Annotated in this window: 12 protein-coding genes and 1 pseudogene; 9 read left to right on the top strand and 4 right to left on the bottom strand. The window is 42.1% G+C overall.

The features are described from left to right. Positions 1-95: 95 nt before the first annotated feature. The gene (locus AACQ38_RS19930; protein ID WP_011146575.1) at positions 96-530 is read left to right on the top strand and encodes a DUF29 domain-containing protein; all 435 of its coding nucleotides are present in this window, start codon (positions 96-98) and stop codon (positions 528-530) included. A gap of 325 nt (positions 531-855) precedes the next feature. After that, positions 856-1,296 carry an OsmC family protein gene (locus AACQ38_RS19925; protein WP_011146574.1) on the top strand — a complete coding sequence of 147 codons (441 nt, stop codon included), beginning with the start codon at positions 856-858 and terminating at the stop codon, positions 1,294-1,296. Between the two features lie 160 nt (positions 1,297-1,456). Here AACQ38_RS19925 and AACQ38_RS19920 read toward each other — a convergent pair whose 3' ends face one another. After that, positions 1,457-1,771 (bottom strand): hypothetical protein, encoded by a 315-nt coding sequence (locus AACQ38_RS19920; protein WP_058589434.1) that lies wholly within the window; start codon positions 1,769-1,771, stop codon positions 1,457-1,459. 647 nt (positions 1,772-2,418) lie between these two features. On the opposite strand from AACQ38_RS19920, the gene AACQ38_RS19915 reads away from it, so the two are divergent. Further along, positions 2,419-4,182 (top strand): acyl-CoA dehydrogenase family protein, encoded by a 1,764-nt coding sequence (locus tag AACQ38_RS19915; RefSeq protein WP_165578892.1) that lies wholly within the window; start codon positions 2,419-2,421, stop codon positions 4,180-4,182. A gap of 246 nt (positions 4,183-4,428) precedes the next feature. Here AACQ38_RS19915 and AACQ38_RS19910 read toward each other — a convergent pair whose 3' ends face one another. Both AACQ38_RS19910 and AACQ38_RS19905 read right to left on the bottom strand, forming a co-directional pair. Next, positions 4,429-7,905 carry a Tc toxin subunit A-related protein gene (locus tag AACQ38_RS19910; protein WP_165578891.1) on the bottom strand — a complete coding sequence of 1,159 codons (3,477 nt, stop codon included), beginning with the start codon at positions 7,903-7,905 and terminating at the stop codon, positions 4,429-4,431. Then, positions 7,851-11,726 carry a Tc toxin subunit A gene (locus tag AACQ38_RS19905; RefSeq protein WP_339367073.1) on the bottom strand — a complete coding sequence of 1,292 codons (3,876 nt, stop codon included), beginning with the start codon at positions 11,724-11,726 and terminating at the stop codon, positions 7,851-7,853. The genes AACQ38_RS19910 and AACQ38_RS19905 overlap by 55 nt, the downstream gene beginning before the upstream one ends. A 38-nt stretch (positions 11,727-11,764) precedes the next feature. Between AACQ38_RS19905 and AACQ38_RS19900 the strand changes: the two genes are divergently transcribed. The 6 genes from AACQ38_RS19900 to AACQ38_RS19875 all read left to right on the top strand — a co-directional run bounded on the left by AACQ38_RS19900 (position 11,765) and on the right by AACQ38_RS19875 (position 18,602). Continuing rightward, the gene (locus AACQ38_RS19900) at positions 11,765-12,790 is read left to right on the top strand and encodes an IS630-like element ISPlu3 family transposase (protein ID WP_165578889.1); all 1,026 of its coding nucleotides are present in this window, start codon (positions 11,765-11,767) and stop codon (positions 12,788-12,790) included. A gap of 24 nt (positions 12,791-12,814) precedes the next feature. Then, positions 12,815-13,069: a hypothetical protein gene (locus AACQ38_RS19895; protein WP_165578888.1), complete on the top strand. Its 255-nt coding sequence runs from the start codon at positions 12,815-12,817 to the stop codon at positions 13,067-13,069. Positions 13,070-13,306: 237 nt separating this feature from the next. Continuing rightward, on the top strand, positions 13,307-13,495 hold the full coding sequence (locus AACQ38_RS19890) for a hypothetical protein (RefSeq protein ID WP_165578887.1): 189 nt from the start codon (positions 13,307-13,309) through the stop codon (positions 13,493-13,495). A gap of 113 nt (positions 13,496-13,608) precedes the next feature. Further along, positions 13,609-14,733 (top strand): hypothetical protein, encoded by a 1,125-nt coding sequence (locus AACQ38_RS19885; RefSeq protein WP_165578886.1) that lies wholly within the window; start codon positions 13,609-13,611, stop codon positions 14,731-14,733. Next, positions 14,730-18,086: an ImcF-related family protein gene (locus AACQ38_RS19880; protein WP_165578885.1), complete on the top strand. Its 3,357-nt coding sequence runs from the start codon at positions 14,730-14,732 to the stop codon at positions 18,084-18,086. The genes AACQ38_RS19885 and AACQ38_RS19880 overlap by 4 nt, the downstream gene beginning before the upstream one ends. A gap of 267 nt (positions 18,087-18,353) precedes the next feature. After that, positions 18,354-18,602, top strand: coding sequence for a helix-turn-helix domain-containing protein (locus tag AACQ38_RS19875; RefSeq protein WP_165578884.1), 249 nt, complete (start codon positions 18,354-18,356; stop codon positions 18,600-18,602). A gap of 29 nt (positions 18,603-18,631) precedes the next feature. On the opposite strand, the pseudogene AACQ38_RS19870 reads toward AACQ38_RS19875, so the two are convergent. Further along, a pseudogene (locus tag AACQ38_RS19870) lies at positions 18,632-18,743 on the bottom strand (IS630 family transposase); the annotation flags it as partial.

Raw genomic sequence — 18,743 nt, 5'->3', positions numbered from 1 at the left:
CAGGTTATTTTTTTGATCCAAATAAGTTCTTTTTTGACCTAAAGCGTATTCTCTGACAGACTGCTAGCATAATAGACCTATTAGCGGAGGCAATTATGAATCATACCCGTTACGAAACTGATGTGGTCGCTTGGGCAAATGAACAGGCAGCGTTATTACGTGCCGGTAAATTCTCTGAGATTGATATAGCCAATATTGCTGAAGAGATCGAAGACGTGGGCAAGAGTGAACAGCGTGAGTTGGCTAGCCGCATGGCAGTATTAATTGCTCACTTATTAAAATGGAAATACCAGCCAAGCCATAGAGGAACAAGTTGGGAAAGAACCATTAAAGCGCAAAGAAAAGAGATTCTTTATGGTTTAAAAGAATCTCCTAGCTTAAAGACAAAGTTAAATGATTCAGACTGGGTTGATGTTGTTTGGTCTAAAGCCGTTGCCTCAGCAATGAACGAAACCGGGTTAGACGTGTTTCCCGACGTATGCATTTGGGGTATGTCCCAGATACTGTCCCCTGAATTTTATCCTGATTAGCAAAAATCTATATGAATAATCAAACTAAAGTTTTAACAGCTCACATTCCACATCCGGCATGGGTTTCTCAAGAGGAAGAGCAAGAAAGAACAATTAAAAGATAAGCACTTTAAAAACAAAATGGAGAAAAATTAAAAGTTATAATAACTATACCCAATGGATTTCAAGATGCATCGCGACGGCAAGGGAGCGAATCCCCGGGAGCATAGATAACGATGTGACCGGGGTGAGTGAGTGCAGCCAACAAATAGGCAATTTGAAAGATGACGGGTATATCTCTATTTTCCCCTGTGAAAAACTAACATTAATTATAAGGAGTTGGATCATGGCGAAAGAGTTATTTACTGCCACAGTAAAATCTGTAGCTGGATTGAAAGTTGAATGTACATCAAGAGATTTCTCCTTTTATTTGGATGAACCGCGTAATTTAGGTGGTACTAATCAGGGGATGAATCCCGTTGAAGCTTTACTCTGTTCTCTCGGGGCCTGCAAATGTATCGTAGCAAAGGCTTTTGCTAAACTGCACAAAATTAACTTAATTGATATTCACGTTGATCTGGAAGGCGAGCTTGATACTGATGGTTTCACTGGTAGAAATAAACAAGCGAAATTAGGTTTCTCCAAAATTGTGACAAAATTTCATATTAAAGCTGATAATAGTGAAGAAGAAATTCATGCCTTTGTCGACTTTATTAATAAAACCTGCCCAGTTCACGACACTATTGAGAATGCACCAAGTTTTGTCACTGAAATATATTGTGAATAAGATAAATACTGAGTTGAAATAATTCCGAAAAGGAAAAATTTTTTAAGTTAATTTAAAAAGCCCTCTACTTTTTAGTAGAGGGCTTCGTTATAAAGTTAGGTAAATCAATGTTTATCTATCGCTTTCTTTATCCCATTGATAACAGAATAAGAAACAATGACTATTGTTTAATAATGTAAACGGTAGTTATATTACAACTCGCATTTTCTATGCCAACTTTAATATTTAAACCCTGTGCATAAGCTTGGCTTAATAGCTTGTTAATGTTATCAGCGCTTGAACCTGACCAAATATAACCTGGTTTTCCACAGTTACCGGCTAATCCTCCACTGAATGTATAAAGATAATGTGCAGGATTGTCCCAATCCGCTTTAATTTCTGCGACTCTGACAATGCCACTATTGGTTTCCGCAGAAAATGCAGGGGCGCTAATCATACCAATGAAAATAAATAGCATAGATATCAATTTTTTCATATTCTACTCCTAGTTAATAATAAAGAAAATTTGACGCATTTGAAGTGTAAATTATGCAAATAATCTTTGCATCAACTTCATATTAATATAATAGGTTCCTAGCATGATAAATAATGCCGGAAGTTTTTTCATTAAAATTAATTAATTGATATAAATAACATCAACATTGTTTAAAATAATAAAAACCTCTACCTATAATGGTTCATAATCAATTCACCAATTAATTATATTAAAACAACAAAAATCCATTCTCATAACAAACTATTTATATCAAGATAATTTTGACGATGAAGATGAAATGATTAATCATCTATTCAAATAAAATAACGGCGATAAATTATTTACTTGATAAATATCTTTTAATATCGTTTTATCTACTCGACACTAAGAAGAAAAATTTTTAACAAATTACTTCTATTAATAAATTTTTTAACGTAGAAGTATATACCCTATGGATTTCAAGATGGATCGCGACGGCAAGGGAGCGAATCCCCGGGAGCATAGATAACGATGTGACCGGGATGAGTGAGTGCAGCCAACAAAGAGGCAACTTGAAAGATAACGGGTATATATTTCTGGCGTATCCCATTACACTATATTAAATAGTTAATATACATATTATTAATCTAGTAAAAGGCTCCATCGATATGGATAAATCATTGTACAATTCAGAATCAACATTAAAGTCTTATTTAGGTATAGGAAATGAGGGAGTATCTGATAACCTTTTAGCGGTACTTAAAAGCAATTGTGTCAATTATCAGTCGTCAGTAAAAAAATTCATAGAACTTCTTGAATATATTCAAAATAATAATATTCGCACGAAACCATTTAATGAATTAGTTGCGCTTCATGAACTTGTAGCTCCACATGATTGCGCTGTAGTTTCTATGCTATCAATTCATTATAATTTAGCCATCGGCACTGTCGCTAACTTAGGCGTGCAAACTCCATATGTGGAAGATCTTTACCAAAAACTTTGTTCAGGTCGTGCCATTGGAGTATATCTGGCGACTGAGCTAGCTCACGGGAATGATCTAATCGCAATCGAAACACAGGCTAATTATCTGCCGGAAAAAGGCGTATTCATGCTAAATTCACCTAGCCCAAATGCATATAAATTTATGCCTAATACCATGCCTTGTGAATTACCCAAAGTGGCTGTAATTTTAGCTCAGTTAAATGTATCAGGAAAAAAATATGGTATTTTCCCATTTCTTCTTCCTCTGTCTGTAAATGGAAAATTAACGCCCGGCGTTAAAATTACCCCACTTGGCGATAAGCCCGGGTTTTATTTAGATAATGCAATAACTTCATTTGATAATGTCGAAATTCCCTTTGAAGGACTCCTTGCGGGTAATATGATAACCCTGACTAGGGAGGGTAAAGTATCATTGCATATTAAAGAATTAAGAGAAAGATTCTCGTTAATTACAAATAGAATACATTCAGGGAAGTTATGCATGGCAATGATCTCAGTTACAGCGGCCAAATCAGTTCTTCATATAACTAGCACATATGGAAATAAACGACAAACATTCGGCTATTCAGGTGCTATGCCAATAATTAATTATTCTCATTTCAAAGAAGGTATCGCCTGGGATACCCTGAGCACCATCACTCATACGTTATACTTAAGAGAGCTAACAAGAAAAGTTTCAACTATATTATCAGAATCAATTAAAAACTTTAAGTTTTCAGATGAACTACTTATTGAAATCATTACTACCAAGTCCCTGTGCACATGGCGTACACAAGAAATATTAATTAATTGTCGTGAGCGTTGCGGCGCACAGGGGTTATTTACGGTTAACAAGATATCCCCTTATTTGATATCTAATTTTGGTACGATTACTTCGGAAGGTGATAACCTTGTATTATCACTAAAAGCCGGAGGGATGATCATTCTCAATAAGATGAAAGAAATAAACAAAGCATCTTTCCAACATAACCTATTTCCCATTTTGCATGACTATATGAACTTTTTATATAAAAAGTTAAATGGATTAATAGCGAATAACAATAAAAAGATAAACTTAGATATTCTTAATAAGCATAGTGGGGATTTTCTAGAACTAAGCCAAACATATGCCGTTTTATCCGTGGTGACGACAACTATTGATGCATACCATGATAATAATGATGATGATCTTTGTATGATCATCGAAGGTTATCTTCTCGACTGGATTCATCGTAACATGAGCAATATCCTGAGAAGTGAAGTGATCAATTTACAAGAATCTAAAAAAATAGATGAGAGACGCATTGAGTATATACGCCAGCATGCAGACAGAATAAATGATTATATTCCCAGTTTTGGCGTAGATAAGGCTGGAATCGAAACGCCGATATCCAGTGATGATTATATTTCCTGGTATGCAAATAATCACCATCAGTTAAAAAACAATTAACCCCAGGTATGGGAAAGCAGGTCAAAATGCGGGGTACTACCTAAAGTTAAAATTAATTAAAAAAGCCTCTATCTTACTATATACCCAATGGATTTCAAGATGGATCGCGACGGCAAGGGAGCGAATCCCCGGGAGCATAGGTAACTATGTGACCGGGGTGAGTGAGTGCAGCAACAAAGAGGCAACTTGAAAGATAACGGGTATAGAGGCTTTTATTGCTAAATTCAGGTAGTCAGTAACTCAATATTATGTTTCAGATCCATTTTTCTCCTCAGCTAATTTATCAGCCACTCGTTTAGAAAACTGATTACCGCCATCTCGTGCGGTATAATGCAAATGAATAAGAATATCTTTTAATTTCCAACCGCCATTAATGTTTTTTAGCACCTGATCGATAACTTGCTTATCAGGGAATTTCAGGTTCCAGGTTGAAATAGCACCAGTTCCTTCAAATGGCAGATAACGATCATCATCAAACATCAAGGTACATAACCAATTCTCTGTTGCTACTCCACCATCATCTTCATGTATTGAAGAGAGGGCAATTTGTTGCTGTGCGCGTAAATTGGTTTTGATATTTCTATTGTTGCCTGCTTTTCTCGTCGGATCATAGAGCCAATTAACTCCGTTAATATCAGTATCAACTAACGTTGAACTGCTTGTTTGTGTCAAAATCGCGCAAATTTCCGGGGTAGCTATTGGCTCGGAACCCGCGTTTTCCAGCGATAATGACACAGAAACCCGTTTTATCTGACGCAAATAATGTCCGGGATAGTTTTTATCAAAGGCCCGTGCGTCCAGAGTGAAATTTATCTCCTGTTTTTTGTCAATTTGATCAGTTATCTCTTTGATAGAAGACACAGTACTAAGAAGAGAGAAGGTTTTTTTGATATTTAAACAGCGTTCGTGACGCTGTAACCAAGCCGCTTCCATTTGCTGTAGATCCAATTGTAACGATTCGCCCGCCAGAAAGCCCCGATAGGAATTATTCCAAGCATCGGCCTTGATAAAACCTTGTTGTTGATAATCACCAACTTCATAACGCCAGCCAGCTTCAACCATTAAGCACAGTGATAAAACAGCATCATAGGCAGGAGCATATAATATAGAAAGTCGATTCATCAGCCATTGATATGTCGGTACAACCAGAAAACCTGTCGTTATAAATTCATACAACTCAACAGCCGCATTTCGCTGTGCCTGAGCTTCTCGTAATGAGATTTGAGCGCTTTGAATCAGTAACTCCTGCTCTTTTAACTGCTTATCAATGATATTGATTTCACTTTGTGCTTGTTTCCACTCAATTTCCCAATCCTGACGCCGCCGCTGATAGTTTGCTCCATCTTGAAGCCGATCCGCTGTCATGCCTAATGTCAGTCCGGTGATTTCAGCAACTAGTGCTGTTCTTACCAAAGGAGCTGCGTAGTTACCTCCTCCTACCGCCAGACCAAAAATATTGGGTAAAGTTTCCACCGCGGCACTCATGATATGGAAGGGAACGGCTGCCATTCTTGTGATTTCCGATGTAGTCTTGAGAGCTATAGCTGATATTTCCAAGCCAGAAAGATTCTCTTCATATAAACCGTAGTAATGCTCATACCGTTGTTGCGCCATATTTTTACTTGCTTCTAAAGCAGCTTTACTAGCCTGAGCAATTTCAATAGCTTGTTGTTGCAACTCTATAGCAAAAGCAGATAACTTAACGACTTGCGATTGTTGTAACACCTGTTGTTCAGCGTTAATCTCATTTTCTGTCGCCCTGAACAGTCTATCTCCTAGTTGAATTAACTGTTTCACGGCTTTACTGGCACGTTTTAACATGATCGGGAAACGATAGGGCGGAACTTGCTGTAGCGAACTATTAGATGTACCGGCGATATTACCCGAATGTCGCTGGATTAGGTTTCCGGTATCATCAGATTCAGCATAGAGTGGCAACGGTAACGCTTTACCATCCAGCGTCAACCCGTGACGAAGGTTATAGAGACGACTTCTTAGTACCTTTTGATATTCAATAAGCTGAATATTAAAAGGAGACATAAAATCGCTATCAACAGTCCCAATATCTGACTTAAATGTTTTTTTAATCTCTTCAAGGCTCACTGGATGCCAGCGGGTGGCAGTAACACTTTCCGGTAAGGTTCCTAACAGTTGTAAAGCTTGCTGATAACATAAGCTAGCTTCATTCAGACTATCTCGGGTCAGTTGCCGGTAAAAGTTGTCGCCTTCTTGTGCCCAAAGCTTAATAAGGAACTGGAACAGGGCCTTTTTATAGTAAATCGGTAAATTATAGGCCACGACATCAGGGTCATCACTCTTTACAGAAGAAGGAAGATTGCTGCCCCGTTCAGTCAGAGGACGCGAATTCCAGCACTCGCTGCCGTAAGGGTCAAACAAATAACTAAAAAACCAACGCCGAGCATCGTAATAACGCCGTTCTTCGCAAAGCCGGTAAGATACCAGGAAAGGCAGATGAAAGAATAATTCCCAGAAATACTGTCCATTAGCACCTTGGAAATCGACAGGGGTAGATTGAGAGCCTGTACCTAATGGAGGTTCGGATAACCACTGTGTATCCTGTGCCAAAACACGTTCTATCGATTGAGTTGCACGAGCGACTAGCTGTGTTCCAAATAGGGTATTCAAGCGAATGGAAGAGTAAGGGAATTTTAGTGTCTGAATATCCAAGTATTGAGCCTGTTGGCTATTACGGCGCAATGTAACAGCTGGAATATTATCTATTTCTTCAAGGGAGAGAGTATACTTACTAGAAATTTTACTGGAGTATTCTTTTTTATTACCGCTAGACTCAATTGATATTTCCTGTGTTGCTGTCAAAAAGAAGGAATATTGACTCACCGCTGACTCTATCGGGAAGGTTATTTCTCCAGTGGTCGCTGTACCATTTAAGCGGGTGATTGAAGAAGAAAGTATTTTTTGTTCAGAAGATGTAGTGACAACGCCAAGTTCTAATTTTGATTCTGTATACTCCCAATAAGCGGATATATCAAAATTAATACGATCAAATACTGTATTATAATTATCCACAGCTATGGCAAGTTCTTTGACACTATTGCCTTTCTGTTGGGCACGTCTTTGAAAGTCAAGTCCATTTATCTTGGAAAGATCAACTTTCTTAGAAATCTTATTATTTTCCCAATCCTTAGGAGACAATTCGAGAATCCAGTCTTCAGCATAGAATATATTTAATTTTTCTGTCGGTGGTGCCTTTCCTTGCCACTGAAAATTGAACGTCTTTGAGGTAGATTCCCCTGCGGGAACATTGACTGTTATAGGGAAATCCTGACTTTTGATTATCCAGTTCAGTTCTTTCGAGGAAAGTGGTTGTGACCTATTATCTTCACCTCGAGACCACTCTACTGTCCCCAAACCTATAGGGTTGCGTTTGATCAGCGTATTCGTACCTGTCAGGATAATTTTAGTCTTATCTGCACTCAGTTTTGCCTGAATTTCCAGATGAGAGTCATTATTATCTTCAGGTTTTGATGCAATGCGTTTTGTACTACCGGCGTATTGATGCTGCAAGGTTCTGGAATCTTGATATAACTTATACCAGCTAGATACCAGGTTTTTTTCTTCTGTTGTACTGAAATTTTTTTTATCTACCAGTAGTAGATCCCGTAGTTCCAAGAAATAGTCTATATTTTTTATCCAAGTATCACTATTTTTTTCTCCGTATTGTAAAGTAATACTCCCATCCACGGGTCATTCTGGCGTTGTACATCGACCATTGCTATCAAACCCGGTTTATAATTCTCATCTTTCATATAAGGATTAAGATTATCGGGCATACGTTGGGTAGTACCAGGTAGTTTGGGGTATTCACCATTGGCATCTCTGCCATCCAGACTAAACAGCTTATTAGGAGCACTCCATTCACCGTTACTTTGTTTATAGACAAATTGCACATTGATGGCACGGTAAACCGAAGGTTTTTGGTCTGCACCAAGCAGAGGGGTGGATTCACGTTCAACCCATACGACATATTGACGCCCGGAGATAACAATGGGTCGTAGCGCTAAAAGGTCTCCTTTCAGTGATAACGTGATTTTTTCCCATTCGCTCCAGGCCAGAGGAGTGATGAGATCCTGGTTATCGCGCAATTTGATATCAAGAGTACGCCAATAGTATTCCACCGGCTCAGCATTGTTTTTACCGATAAAGTGATATCGGTCACTTTTGGGATCAGTACCGTCGATATAGCCGCTAACTAGCTGGAGGTTGCTGAGCCGTTCAAATTCAGTCAGGTAACGCAAGATAGCCGTTTGTATCATGTCGTTATTTAATCGGGATTGGTTTAGATCGTTTTCCAAATTAGCAAAAGCGCGGGTTTTTCTGCTCCTATGTGTGGGATCGATAACATTTTCTGGGAAATTATTTTGCTTTTGCCAAGCTTGCCAATGGGCATACTGGTTAAGGTAGCGATTCCAGTTTTCGATCCGTTCCTCCGGGATGGTCATATTGCCATAACCAGGTTCCAGGTGAGCAAAGAGACGGAAGAGATAGTGTTGCAAACTAGCGATACAGAAAGCTACCGGGCTGGTTTTCACCGCCGAAGATACTTGTAAATCGGTCAGGAAATAGGTTGATAGTGTATCAACATCTGAAATGTCAGCCAATTTTTTATCAGAAGGTACCCACTGGCCTAATAGATAGCGGACCAGAGCGTCCCGCCAAGACTCATTCAATGCACTTTCCAGTGTAGCTTGTTCTTCAAGGGAACAGGCCGCTAACAGCGCGCTGCTGACCTGTTGCCAATTATCATAACTTGATGTTGGGGTCAATTGGGCTACGTCCAGTAAAGGTTGAGCAGAGAGTTCACTTTGGCTTACCAATGTCTGGATGCGCATTACAAAACTGATGCCGATAACGCCTTGTGCTACGCTATGGTTAAAATCTCGGGTTACCCGCACTATCTCGCTACTAGGCCATCCGATTAACTCTGACAAATTGTCTGCCGCTTGTTGTGGTGTCCATATTTTCTCGTCCGGTGTCTGCGGCACTTTTCCTATCTTATTGGCCTGACGCAGATAATAGAGAATATCGTCTTCAGTTTTGGTTTTCGGTAATAAATCTAACCAATCGCCATAACGGCTAAGACGATACAATGAAGTTAAATCCAGAGGGCGGAGCTTGCCATCAACCAGATTCAACCCGAACCAAACAGGGTAATTAACCAATGTTTGTATGCTTTGTGCGGTGAGTTTAAATAATTTACTCACAGCGGCATACCGGTTCAGGTCGTACCATGTGACGACCGCGTTTTTTCTTAATTCATTGGTTTGTTGATCTTGTTTAACCTCTTTCCCAAGTGCGATTGATTCACGTATAAAATCTGCATTACTTTTGCCGACCCAGAGTAATAGCGGTAAAGAAAGCGATTCATCTAAGCCAAAAGCATGGCTGACAGATTTAATAATCATATCTTCCTGGGCGACAAACGCATTCTGAATAAGCGCAGTTAATATTTGCGACCACTTATCCCCTTGCTCCTGCCATGCGGTTACATCAACCAATGGTTGCAAAATAGCTTTGATTTTTTCGGTCAGTACTTCTTCCTGAGTTTTACCCGCTGGAACGACAATAGCTTTGATGATGCCTTGTGGATCAACCAGTTCAGAAAGTGTCGTTAGCCAGTTAAAATCAGATGCCTGTTCTTGGAAATTAATCATCTCAGCGGCAATTTTCTCTTCACTTAACAGTGCATAACTGGGATCAGGTAAAATTGATTTAACTTTCTTAAGCCAATCTATATTTTCAATGTCGTCGGTTACACTTCCGCTGGCACTGTAAGGGGTGAGCAAAACATTTAATAACGGAGCTGACAAACGATGACGTTTAAGCCACTGTGCTGCATTCATAAAAGCAATTAATGCATCAAGAATATCAAAAGCTTTAGGTTCTGTTGTCGTATCAATTTTCTTTAATGCAGGGATACCCGCTAACTGTTTCAAGTAATCTGGATTGTTTCGATCCAGTAATAGGAGCAGACCTAACCCATCCGCTAGAGAGAGTTTCAGCAAACGAGGTAAAGAGACCAGCCGATATAAAGCGGAAACTACAGTGAGTGAACGAGTGGGTTTTTCTATCCCTAGCGCTTTTACCACCCAACCCAACAGAGTTTGGCAGATGATATCATTAATATTCAAACCAACACATAACTGATTAACGGTTAATGCATCCTCTCCTTCGGTAGCCGCTGGATCAAATTCGCTGTTATCCAGATTAAGTACAGATATTGAAGCGGCTTGTTTTGACAGCCCTTGCGCATTGAATAACCGATCAAAAAAGGAGAGATGATTATCGAGCGCATAAGGGGTGATTTCACTGATAAGAGCAGAAAATTGTTCAGCACTAACCTGATATTCCCGATTAAAATGTAAAAATACACCTAATGCACGTAATGTCGATTCGGTGATATTAAAGTCCTGCTGCTTTTCAGCTCGCCGCGCGGCGGCCAATAATAGGTCCAGTTGTTCAAAGGTCAGTTTCGATACTCGTTGAATATGGAGAAAACGCTGAATACGGTCAAAATGGTCATTCTTAATCCCCTTAATCCAGACCACTTGCTCTCCGGTTTCTTTATCTGTGATTTTTTCCAGATATAGTGCTGGATCGGTACCAGCATTGATAAATGATGCACCGTAATTGGTTCCAGAAGGAAATTGCTGGCTAGCATTGACAGGTTTAACGACATTTGCCGAAAACGCCACTGAACTGTGCGTCAGGTTGTTGTCAATCAAACCATTGGTTGCCAACAGACGTTCAACATCTTGGGAATTCAGCCCGGTTTGCTGTGTGAATACCGTAAGTTGAGATAATGCCAATGTTGCCTGAGCGGCATCACCGGGCATACCATAATATTTAGCAAAGAAATCTTGTTGAGCACTTTTAGAATCTTCAAGTAGCAATTCCTGTAGTTTAGGTGCCAGAGAATTACTAACCATCATGGCATTGTGTAATGAGGGTAAATACAGATTATTATCGATAAAATTAGGAAATGCGCGATCAGCCTGCTGAATAAGTTCCAGTAATGGAATCTTTTTTTTCTCTAGAACTGCGGTTGTTTGATGTAATGGGAAGTGAAACGGCAGTGAAAAAGGATAGTGAATTTTTGCCAGTGTATCAGTTAAAGGTTGGTTATTGTTTAAATGAGCCTGTGCTTTTTGCGCCAAAACTTCAATAATAAGTGGCAATATACTACTGGTCTGGTTGATACTTTTACCGTCAAGTAAGAGTTTTTCAATATCTGGTCGCCACTGACTGAGAAATCTGGTACCATTTTTATCTGCTTTATTTTCGAAAAAGAGTACTTGTTGGTACAAATCAACCAAATAGGCCAAAGGCCCATCATTGGCTTCCGGTGCACCGGGAAAACAGTAAAGATCTTTATTATCGTTAAAAAGGGTTTGATAACTAGTACGTTTCTCTAATAATCTATTAGCGTTAATATCATTTGCCATAATGTGATACCTTTGAATAGAAAATAGGTTTAGGTGTATATACCCGTAATCATTGAAGATGCTTGATTTTATCCGAAATGGAGATCATTATCCTCGCTATGAAAATATTTATTACATCAGAACAAAAAATCAAACTTGAACGTCTTCACGACACCACTCGTGATGGTCAGGTACGAGACAGAATAAAAGCTATCCTTCTGGCTTCTGAAGGGTGGAGTTCTGTGATGATAGCCCAGGCATTGCGACTCCATCAGACCACCGTTGACCGCCATATCAGTGATTACCTCAATCAGGGGAAACTTCAATCTGATAATGGGGGGTCTGATAGTTTGCTTTCCCAAGAACAAACTGACTTTTTAATCAATCACTTATCTCAACATCTTTTCCATCACACCCATGAAATCGTGGCCTATGTTGCTCAGCTCTGGAAGATTACCTTTAGCATTCCCGGCATGAATAAATGGCTACACCGTCAGGGTTTTTCTTATAAAAAACCGGGTGGCGTCCCTCATAAATTCGACGCAGAAAAACAGCGACAATTTATTGAATATTATGAGAATCTTAAAGTCACAGCGAAAGACGAACCCATCCTTTTTCTTGACGCTGTTCACCCGACTCAAGGCACCAAACTCAGTTATGGCTGGATGCGAAAAGGCGAGAAAAAAACCGTCAAGACAACAGGAAGCCGGACTCGCCTGAATATATTGGGCGCGCTCAACCTGAATGCCATTGGTCGTACGGTGTTCCAGGAATATCAAACCCTCAATGACTACAATATTTGCTGTTTTTTCAATGAAATAAGAAAGTCTTATCCTGACTATCATCAAAAAATTCATCTTATTGTGGATGGGGCAGGTTACAACAAAGCTCATCTTGTGAAGGAGTGGGCTTATGTGAGCAATATTGAATTGCATTACCTTCCTCCATACAGCCCAAATTTAAACCCGATAGAGCGATTATGGAAGATCATGAATGAACAGGTTCGAAATAACCGTTATTTCGCGGATAAACATGAATTTCGAGACAACGTCTTTAAATTTTTCACCACAACGCTACCGGATATAGCGGACTCGCTGATGTCTAGAATTAACGACCATTTTCAGGTGCTAAAAACTGCATCTTGAAGTTTCTTGGGTATAGTATCATTAATGGCAAAATATGCTGATCAGCCTCATGCTTTGGAACGATATCAGGTTCCTACCAATCAAGGGAACAAAGTTTATTATCGTAGCCCCAGTTTTTGGGAGGCCAGTGCTGCTGTAAATTTACCAAGAAGTGTAGGAAAACTATACCACCGGTCATTAAACGGTTTTGATTCGCGTTGTTGTGCCTATGGTTATGCGATTGCTGTTCTTTCAGAAATTAAATTCCCAAATTCTCATAATTTTTTATTCTCAAGATAATTATGCCGCTGAGTATTACCCCGACCCAATAAAATATCCTGATAAAAAGAGGATTAATTTTTTAAATAAGGTAACAGATTTATTTATGACAATGGGGGTTAATTGTGACTTTAGTTAAGTAAATTATATATCATTCAGTATCTTTATGGTAAGAAATTATTTTTCCCTGTTGATGACGAACCTTCTTTTATAAAGAAGGTCATTGTCTTAATTTTAATATGAAAAAGGAAATAAGTGATGAATGGCATGATCCATGTCGGAGATAAAACTATTTGCGGTGATCGAGTGATTTTAAATCCTTTAATCATGAAACTTAATGGTAGCTGTGTTGTCCGTAAAGAAAGTGCCCCAATTGCCTCTCATGGGTACCGTCATATGTGCGGTTGTGGGCTACTCTCTTTTATTCTGGATGTTACCGCGAGTTAATCATTATGCCCGTTAAATTGAATCTTTTACCCGGTCCAGCTCCTCGTCCTAAAACTCCCCGACTTTTGTTTTGGCTTGTTTTACTCCCCAGCGCACTTTTTATTGTCGGTGTCATGAGTACCATATTGTGGGGAGAAATAGAAACTCGTCATCAGCCAGTGATTTTTGGCTTACATGCGTTGGGCATTCCTGCGTTGTGCTGGTTGTTTATCGCAGGATGCCGGTGGTTACTGTATAGCAGCCAGCATTTCTGGGCAGATGGTTGGGACCAACGTCGCCAGCAGGTTATTTTACAAGAAACTCGGCGAGGTCGACGTTCATTGCAGATTCTGAGCGTTGCATTGCACACGGCGTTAGTGGATGAAGAAACACCAGATAAGCAAGTTGCATTACTCGCCAAGAATGAAAAGGCGTTAAAAACACAGTCGTCATGGCTAAGTGAAGATGCTATTCGCCACAGCCGGTTACCCACTCTGGTAGATGAATCTTTTGATGAGCTGATACGGCGAACATTGTCATCCATTATTGCTACCTTTGCTAAGACGCTGAAACGGCTGCCAGATAACATCCCTCTTTCCCTACTTCTTGAGGCCAATACGGCTTTATCTGAAAGTGAATTGAATAACATATGGCAACAGGTGTGGTCTGAAGCGGGTATTCGCCAACCTGTGAGTTTTGTTGAAGGCACGGGATTATCTGTGGTGGATGACTGGTTGGATAATCATATTTGTAAGCGATCATTGTTAATGGTCGTGGCTCTGCAAATTTGTCCGGTTCAGCCTGAGAATACAGCCGAATCAGCTGTTAGGCTGATATTAGGTAATCGTCTGACGCAAAAGACATTAGCACCACAGGCATTTTTGCACCGTCCTGAATGTTCTTTTCATTCGCTGCTTGAGCAAAGTGTGCAGCAGGCGCTGGATTGGGTACCCACCACACCAGAGTCGTTACAGTATGCTTGGTTATCACAATTATCTCAGGCAGATAGTGAAGCCTTTACTACATTGAGCAGTATTGCTCCCTTAAGCATGACACATGAACAAGGCATTTATGACTTGGATATTTTATTAGGTACATCGGGCTGTGTTGCCCCCTGGCTCGTGATTGCCGCTGCGGCGCTTCATGCTCAGTACACTGCGGCTAGTCAGCTTACTTTCAGTGGTTCATCTGTCCTTGATCAAGGGTGCTGGTGTGTCGTCGTATCCCCTAATGAAACTTTACAGGAGGTAACGCAATGAAGCGTATCCGAACTCAATCTTTTTTCTGGTTGTTGCTTGTCTTCGTTCTGGTCATGGCCGCAATGCTAAGCTACTTCGTTTGGAAGATGCCTAATGAACTTGGCATTCAGGCAGATAGTCATCTTCAACAGATGTGGTTTATTGGTATCGTCATAAGCAGTGTGGTTTTTCTGCTTATAATGGGAATTTATTATGTTGCTACCTACCAAACGGGCAAGTTGAGTTTTGAAGATCTACGCAAAAGTATTTCCGGTGATGACAAAAAAACCGAACCTGTAGAGACGCAACTTTCCGAATCAGTCTCCGCTATAAAAGGCTTGCCTGACCGCATGCGCCTCCGTTATGGGAGGTTCTGGTGGTATAAAGTCCGTATTTTACTTGTGGTGGGTGAAGTGGAACAGGTGGAAGCCATCGCACCGGGGCTGACCTCGGCGTATTGGCAGGAGGGTTATCGTACGCTGTTGCTTTGGGGGGGCAGTTTGCAGGTTGAACCGGATACCACTCAGTTAATGGCCCTACGTCGCTTGCGCCGTTACCGGCCACTCAATGGAATTGTCTGGGCGCTGACCGAAGCCCAAAGCGCACAGCCGGTATGGATGGATAAAGCATTGCGGATATTACAGAAACAGGCCCAACAGCTGCGCTGGCAGGCCCCGGTCTACCTGTGGCAGGTGTGTCACAGTCTCTGGTCTCAAGAAGACCGTATCACTCAGGCCGTCGGCTGCTTTTTTCCTGAACGTTGTACCCCGGATATTGTGGCGACACAGTTGCAAGAATTGGTTGACCCCATACGCAAGCGAGGAATGCAACAAGTACTAGAAGAGAACGCCCATGATTTTCTTTATCGACTATCATCTACATTGGAAAAACAGGGAATTGATCACTGGCGACAGGTATTGCTGCGTGGTTTGATGTTCAGTTTGCCGCTCAAAGCGCAGGCGAGTAGCATCCCGCAAAGCTGGCTGCCTGACTCGGCTTGGCAGGGGGTGTTGGAGGGCAGTCGTCGTTTCCACGGTCGGCGGGTGGGCATACTCCACACACAGACCATTTATCGAGGCTTGATGGCGTTGGCCTTGTTATGGGGGGCTGGAATGGTGCTCTCCTTTTTCACCAACCGTGACCAGCTAGCCGTGGTGCAGGCGGCGGTGATTGATCTGAAAGCTCAGCCGGAAGGTTCTGATGCCCAGTTGATGGCCTTAAAGAGCCTGCGTAATGAGGTGGGCCGGTTGCAATACCGGGCTGAACAGGGTGTGCCGTGGTATGAGCGTTTTGGTTTGAGTCAGAATCAGAAAATGTTGACGGCAGTGCTGCCCGATTATGCGCAGGCCAATAACCGCCTGATACGGGACAAGGCTGCCGCGGTGTTGCATGCAAAACTGAGCGCACTGGTGAATTTACCGCCGGGCAGCCCTTTGCGAGCTAAATGGGCACAGGCCGGTCATGACCAGTTGAAAGCCTACCTGATGATGGCGCAGCCGGAAAAAGTGGATGTCGCGTTTTTAACCCGGATACTGAACGCAAATGAACCCAAGCGGGCCGGTATTGCCCCCGGTGTCTGGCTAGATGCGGCGTCGGATTTGTGGGGTTTTTATGCGGAGAATCTGCCCGCGCACTCTGAATGGCGGATAACCCCGGATAAGGCGTTGGTTAAACAGGTGCGTCAGCTGTTGCTCCTCCAGCTAGGTAAACACAATGCCGAAGCGGCGCTTTACCAGCAGATGTTGCAATCGGTGGAGAAGAACTATGCGGACCTGACGTTAAGGCAAATGACCGGCGACACTGATGCAGCGAGGCTGTTTACTACCTCACGCGTGATACCGGGAATGTTTACCCGTCAGGCGTGGGAAGGCGGGATACAAAAGGCAATAGCGGAGGCGCTGGCGTCACGTAAGGAGGCGATTGACTGGGTGCTAAGTGATAACCGTCAAGCAGTCTCTGCGTCGGTGTCGCCCGAAGAACTGAAAGCCCGTTTGACGGCCCGTTACTTTACCGATTTTGCTGGGGTGTGGCAGGATTTTCTCAACAGCCTGCGTTGGAACAAAACGCGTAATCTGTCAGATGTGATTGACCAGCTAACCTTGATGGCTGATAGGCACCAGTCCCCATTGATTGCGTTGATGAACACACTGGCCTATCAGGGCGAGACCGGGCAACAGGTGGGGACATTATCAGATTCGTTGATGAAATCCGCCAAAATGTTTTTGAATAAAAAAACACCCAGGGTGATTGACCAACAGACGGCTGGCGTACGCGGGCCGATGGATGAAACCTTTGGGCCGTTGCTGGAGTTGATGGGAGAAAATCAGGCAGCCGGGGGAATCAAGGCTGACAATACCCTGAATTTACAAACCTTTCTCACGCGGGTAACCGAAGTGCGCCTGAAACTACAACAGGTGAACAACAGTGATGATCCGCCAGAGATGGCGAAAACACTGGCTCAGACAGTGTTTCAGGGAAAAAGCGCAGATCTGACTGAGACACAGGGTTACGGTAATCTGATAGCCGCCAGTTTGGGTGCCCAATGGCGCGGATTTGGTCAGGCGATGTTTGTGCAGCCGTTAAAACAGGCGTGGCAGGAGGTACTGAAACCGGCTGCGTCGAGCCTGAATGAGCAATGGCGGACGGCGATAGTCGCTAACTGGAATACAACGTTTGCTGGCCGCTATCCATTTGCTGGTGGGCAGAGTGAGATTTCATTACCGATGCTGGGGCAGTTTATCCGGCCTGATTCTGGTCAGATAGAGCGATTTCTGACCAGTCAATTAAGCGGAGTGTTACATAAAGAAGGTAGTCACTGGGTGCCAGATAGAGTGAATGGTCAGGGATTACATTTTAACCCGCGTTTCCTGAAGGCGGTAAATCAGCTCAGTCAGTTGTCAAATCTGCTGTTTGCAGATGGCAGTCAGGGATTGCGGTTTGAACTGCGGGCCAGAGCTGTGCGGGATGTGGTAGAAACCAATCTGACAATAGATGGACAGAAATTGCACTATTTTAACCAGATGGAAAGCTGGCAGAGTTTTCGCTGGCCGGGAGAGACCTATAAACCGGGGGTGATGCTGACCTGGACCAGTGTCAATGCAGGAGCGAGGTTGTTCGGGGATTACCAGGGAAACTGGGGACTAATCCGCTGGCTGGAACAAGCGAAAGCAGAAAAGCTGGATGAAAGCCGATATCGGCTGACGTTTATTGCCCCTGATGGTTTAACGTTGACTTGGATATTACGCACGGAAATGGGTAGAGGACCATTGGCATTGCTGAAACTGAGAGGATTTACGTTGCCGAAAGACATCTTTGCGGTGACGCCAGGTGATGATACAGCCATGTCAGCAACTCATGATGACTGGGAGGAATAATGTTGCAACTTAGTTAGGTGCATGTATTTTATTAATTCGAATAACATAGTCGATTAGAATTGTCATGCTACCAGCAAAATCTGATAGTCAGGGTTTCGCAGCCTTGAACTCATTGGACACTGGTAAGTAGTTTTACCAGTGCGCCGCCTGCTATCCCCAATCAATGGTGATTCAGGCAGGGAGAGGTTATGCCTCGCTGAGTTGATGAGCTCAGACTGCGAATCCCTGTTTGTATCACCACCACTATTTTGAGGGAGTAAAGCAGAAATGAGTGATGTACAAGACTGGCATCCAGCAGACATTATTGCGGCATTTAGGAAACGAGGAACCACTCTTGCGGCCGTTTCCCGAGAAGCTGGATTGGCATCAAATGCTTTAACTAATGTTTTTGCTCGTCGATGGCCAAGAGGCGAACAAATCATAGCGGAAGCTTTAAATTGTAGCCCTGCTGAAAAATTGCGCTTATTAGTCGAATCCGCCTGCTATTATTGTTTTGGCTTTTGTTTTTACGAATGATTGATAGTGGGATATATACCCAAGAAACTTCAAGATGCAGTTTTTAGCACCTGAAAATGGTCGTTAATTCTAGACATCAGCGAGTCCGCTATATCCGGTAGCGTTGTGGTGAAAAATTTGAAGACGTTGTCTCGAAATTCA

The organism is Photorhabdus sp. RW14-46, from assembly GCF_963887965.1.
In the GTDB taxonomy this organism is placed as follows: Bacteria; Pseudomonadota; Gammaproteobacteria; order Enterobacterales; family Enterobacteriaceae; genus Photorhabdus; species Photorhabdus laumondii.
This window is presented reverse-complemented; position numbering and strand designations above follow the sequence as displayed.

Excerpts from the sequence above, each read along its gene's own strand:
- AACQ38_RS19880 (WP_165578885.1), top strand. The coding sequence starts at position 14,730 with ATGAAGCGTATCCGAACTCAATCTTTTTTCTGGTTGTTGCTTGTCTTC.
- AACQ38_RS19885 (WP_165578886.1), top strand. The coding sequence starts at position 13,609 with ATGAGTACCATATTGTGGGGAGAAATAGAAACTCGTCATCAGCCAGTG.
- AACQ38_RS19900 (WP_165578889.1), top strand. The coding sequence starts at position 11,765 with ATGAAAATATTTATTACATCAGAACAAAAAATCAAACTTGAACGTCTT.
- AACQ38_RS19895 (WP_165578888.1), top strand. The coding sequence starts at position 12,815 with ATGGCAAAATATGCTGATCAGCCTCATGCTTTGGAACGATATCAGGTT.
- AACQ38_RS19875 (WP_165578884.1), top strand. The coding sequence starts at position 18,354 with ATGAGTGATGTACAAGACTGGCATCCAGCAGACATTATTGCGGCATTT.
- AACQ38_RS19920 (WP_058589434.1), bottom strand. The coding sequence starts at position 1,771 with ATGAAAAAATTGATATCTATGCTATTTATTTTCATTGGTATGATTAGC.
- AACQ38_RS19915 (WP_165578892.1), top strand. The coding sequence starts at position 2,419 with ATGGATAAATCATTGTACAATTCAGAATCAACATTAAAGTCTTATTTA.
- AACQ38_RS19930 (WP_011146575.1), top strand. The coding sequence starts at position 96 with ATGAATCATACCCGTTACGAAACTGATGTGGTCGCTTGGGCAAATGAA.
- AACQ38_RS19890 (WP_165578887.1), top strand. The coding sequence starts at position 13,307 with ATGAATGGCATGATCCATGTCGGAGATAAAACTATTTGCGGTGATCGA.
- AACQ38_RS19925 (WP_011146574.1), top strand. The coding sequence starts at position 856 with ATGGCGAAAGAGTTATTTACTGCCACAGTAAAATCTGTAGCTGGATTG.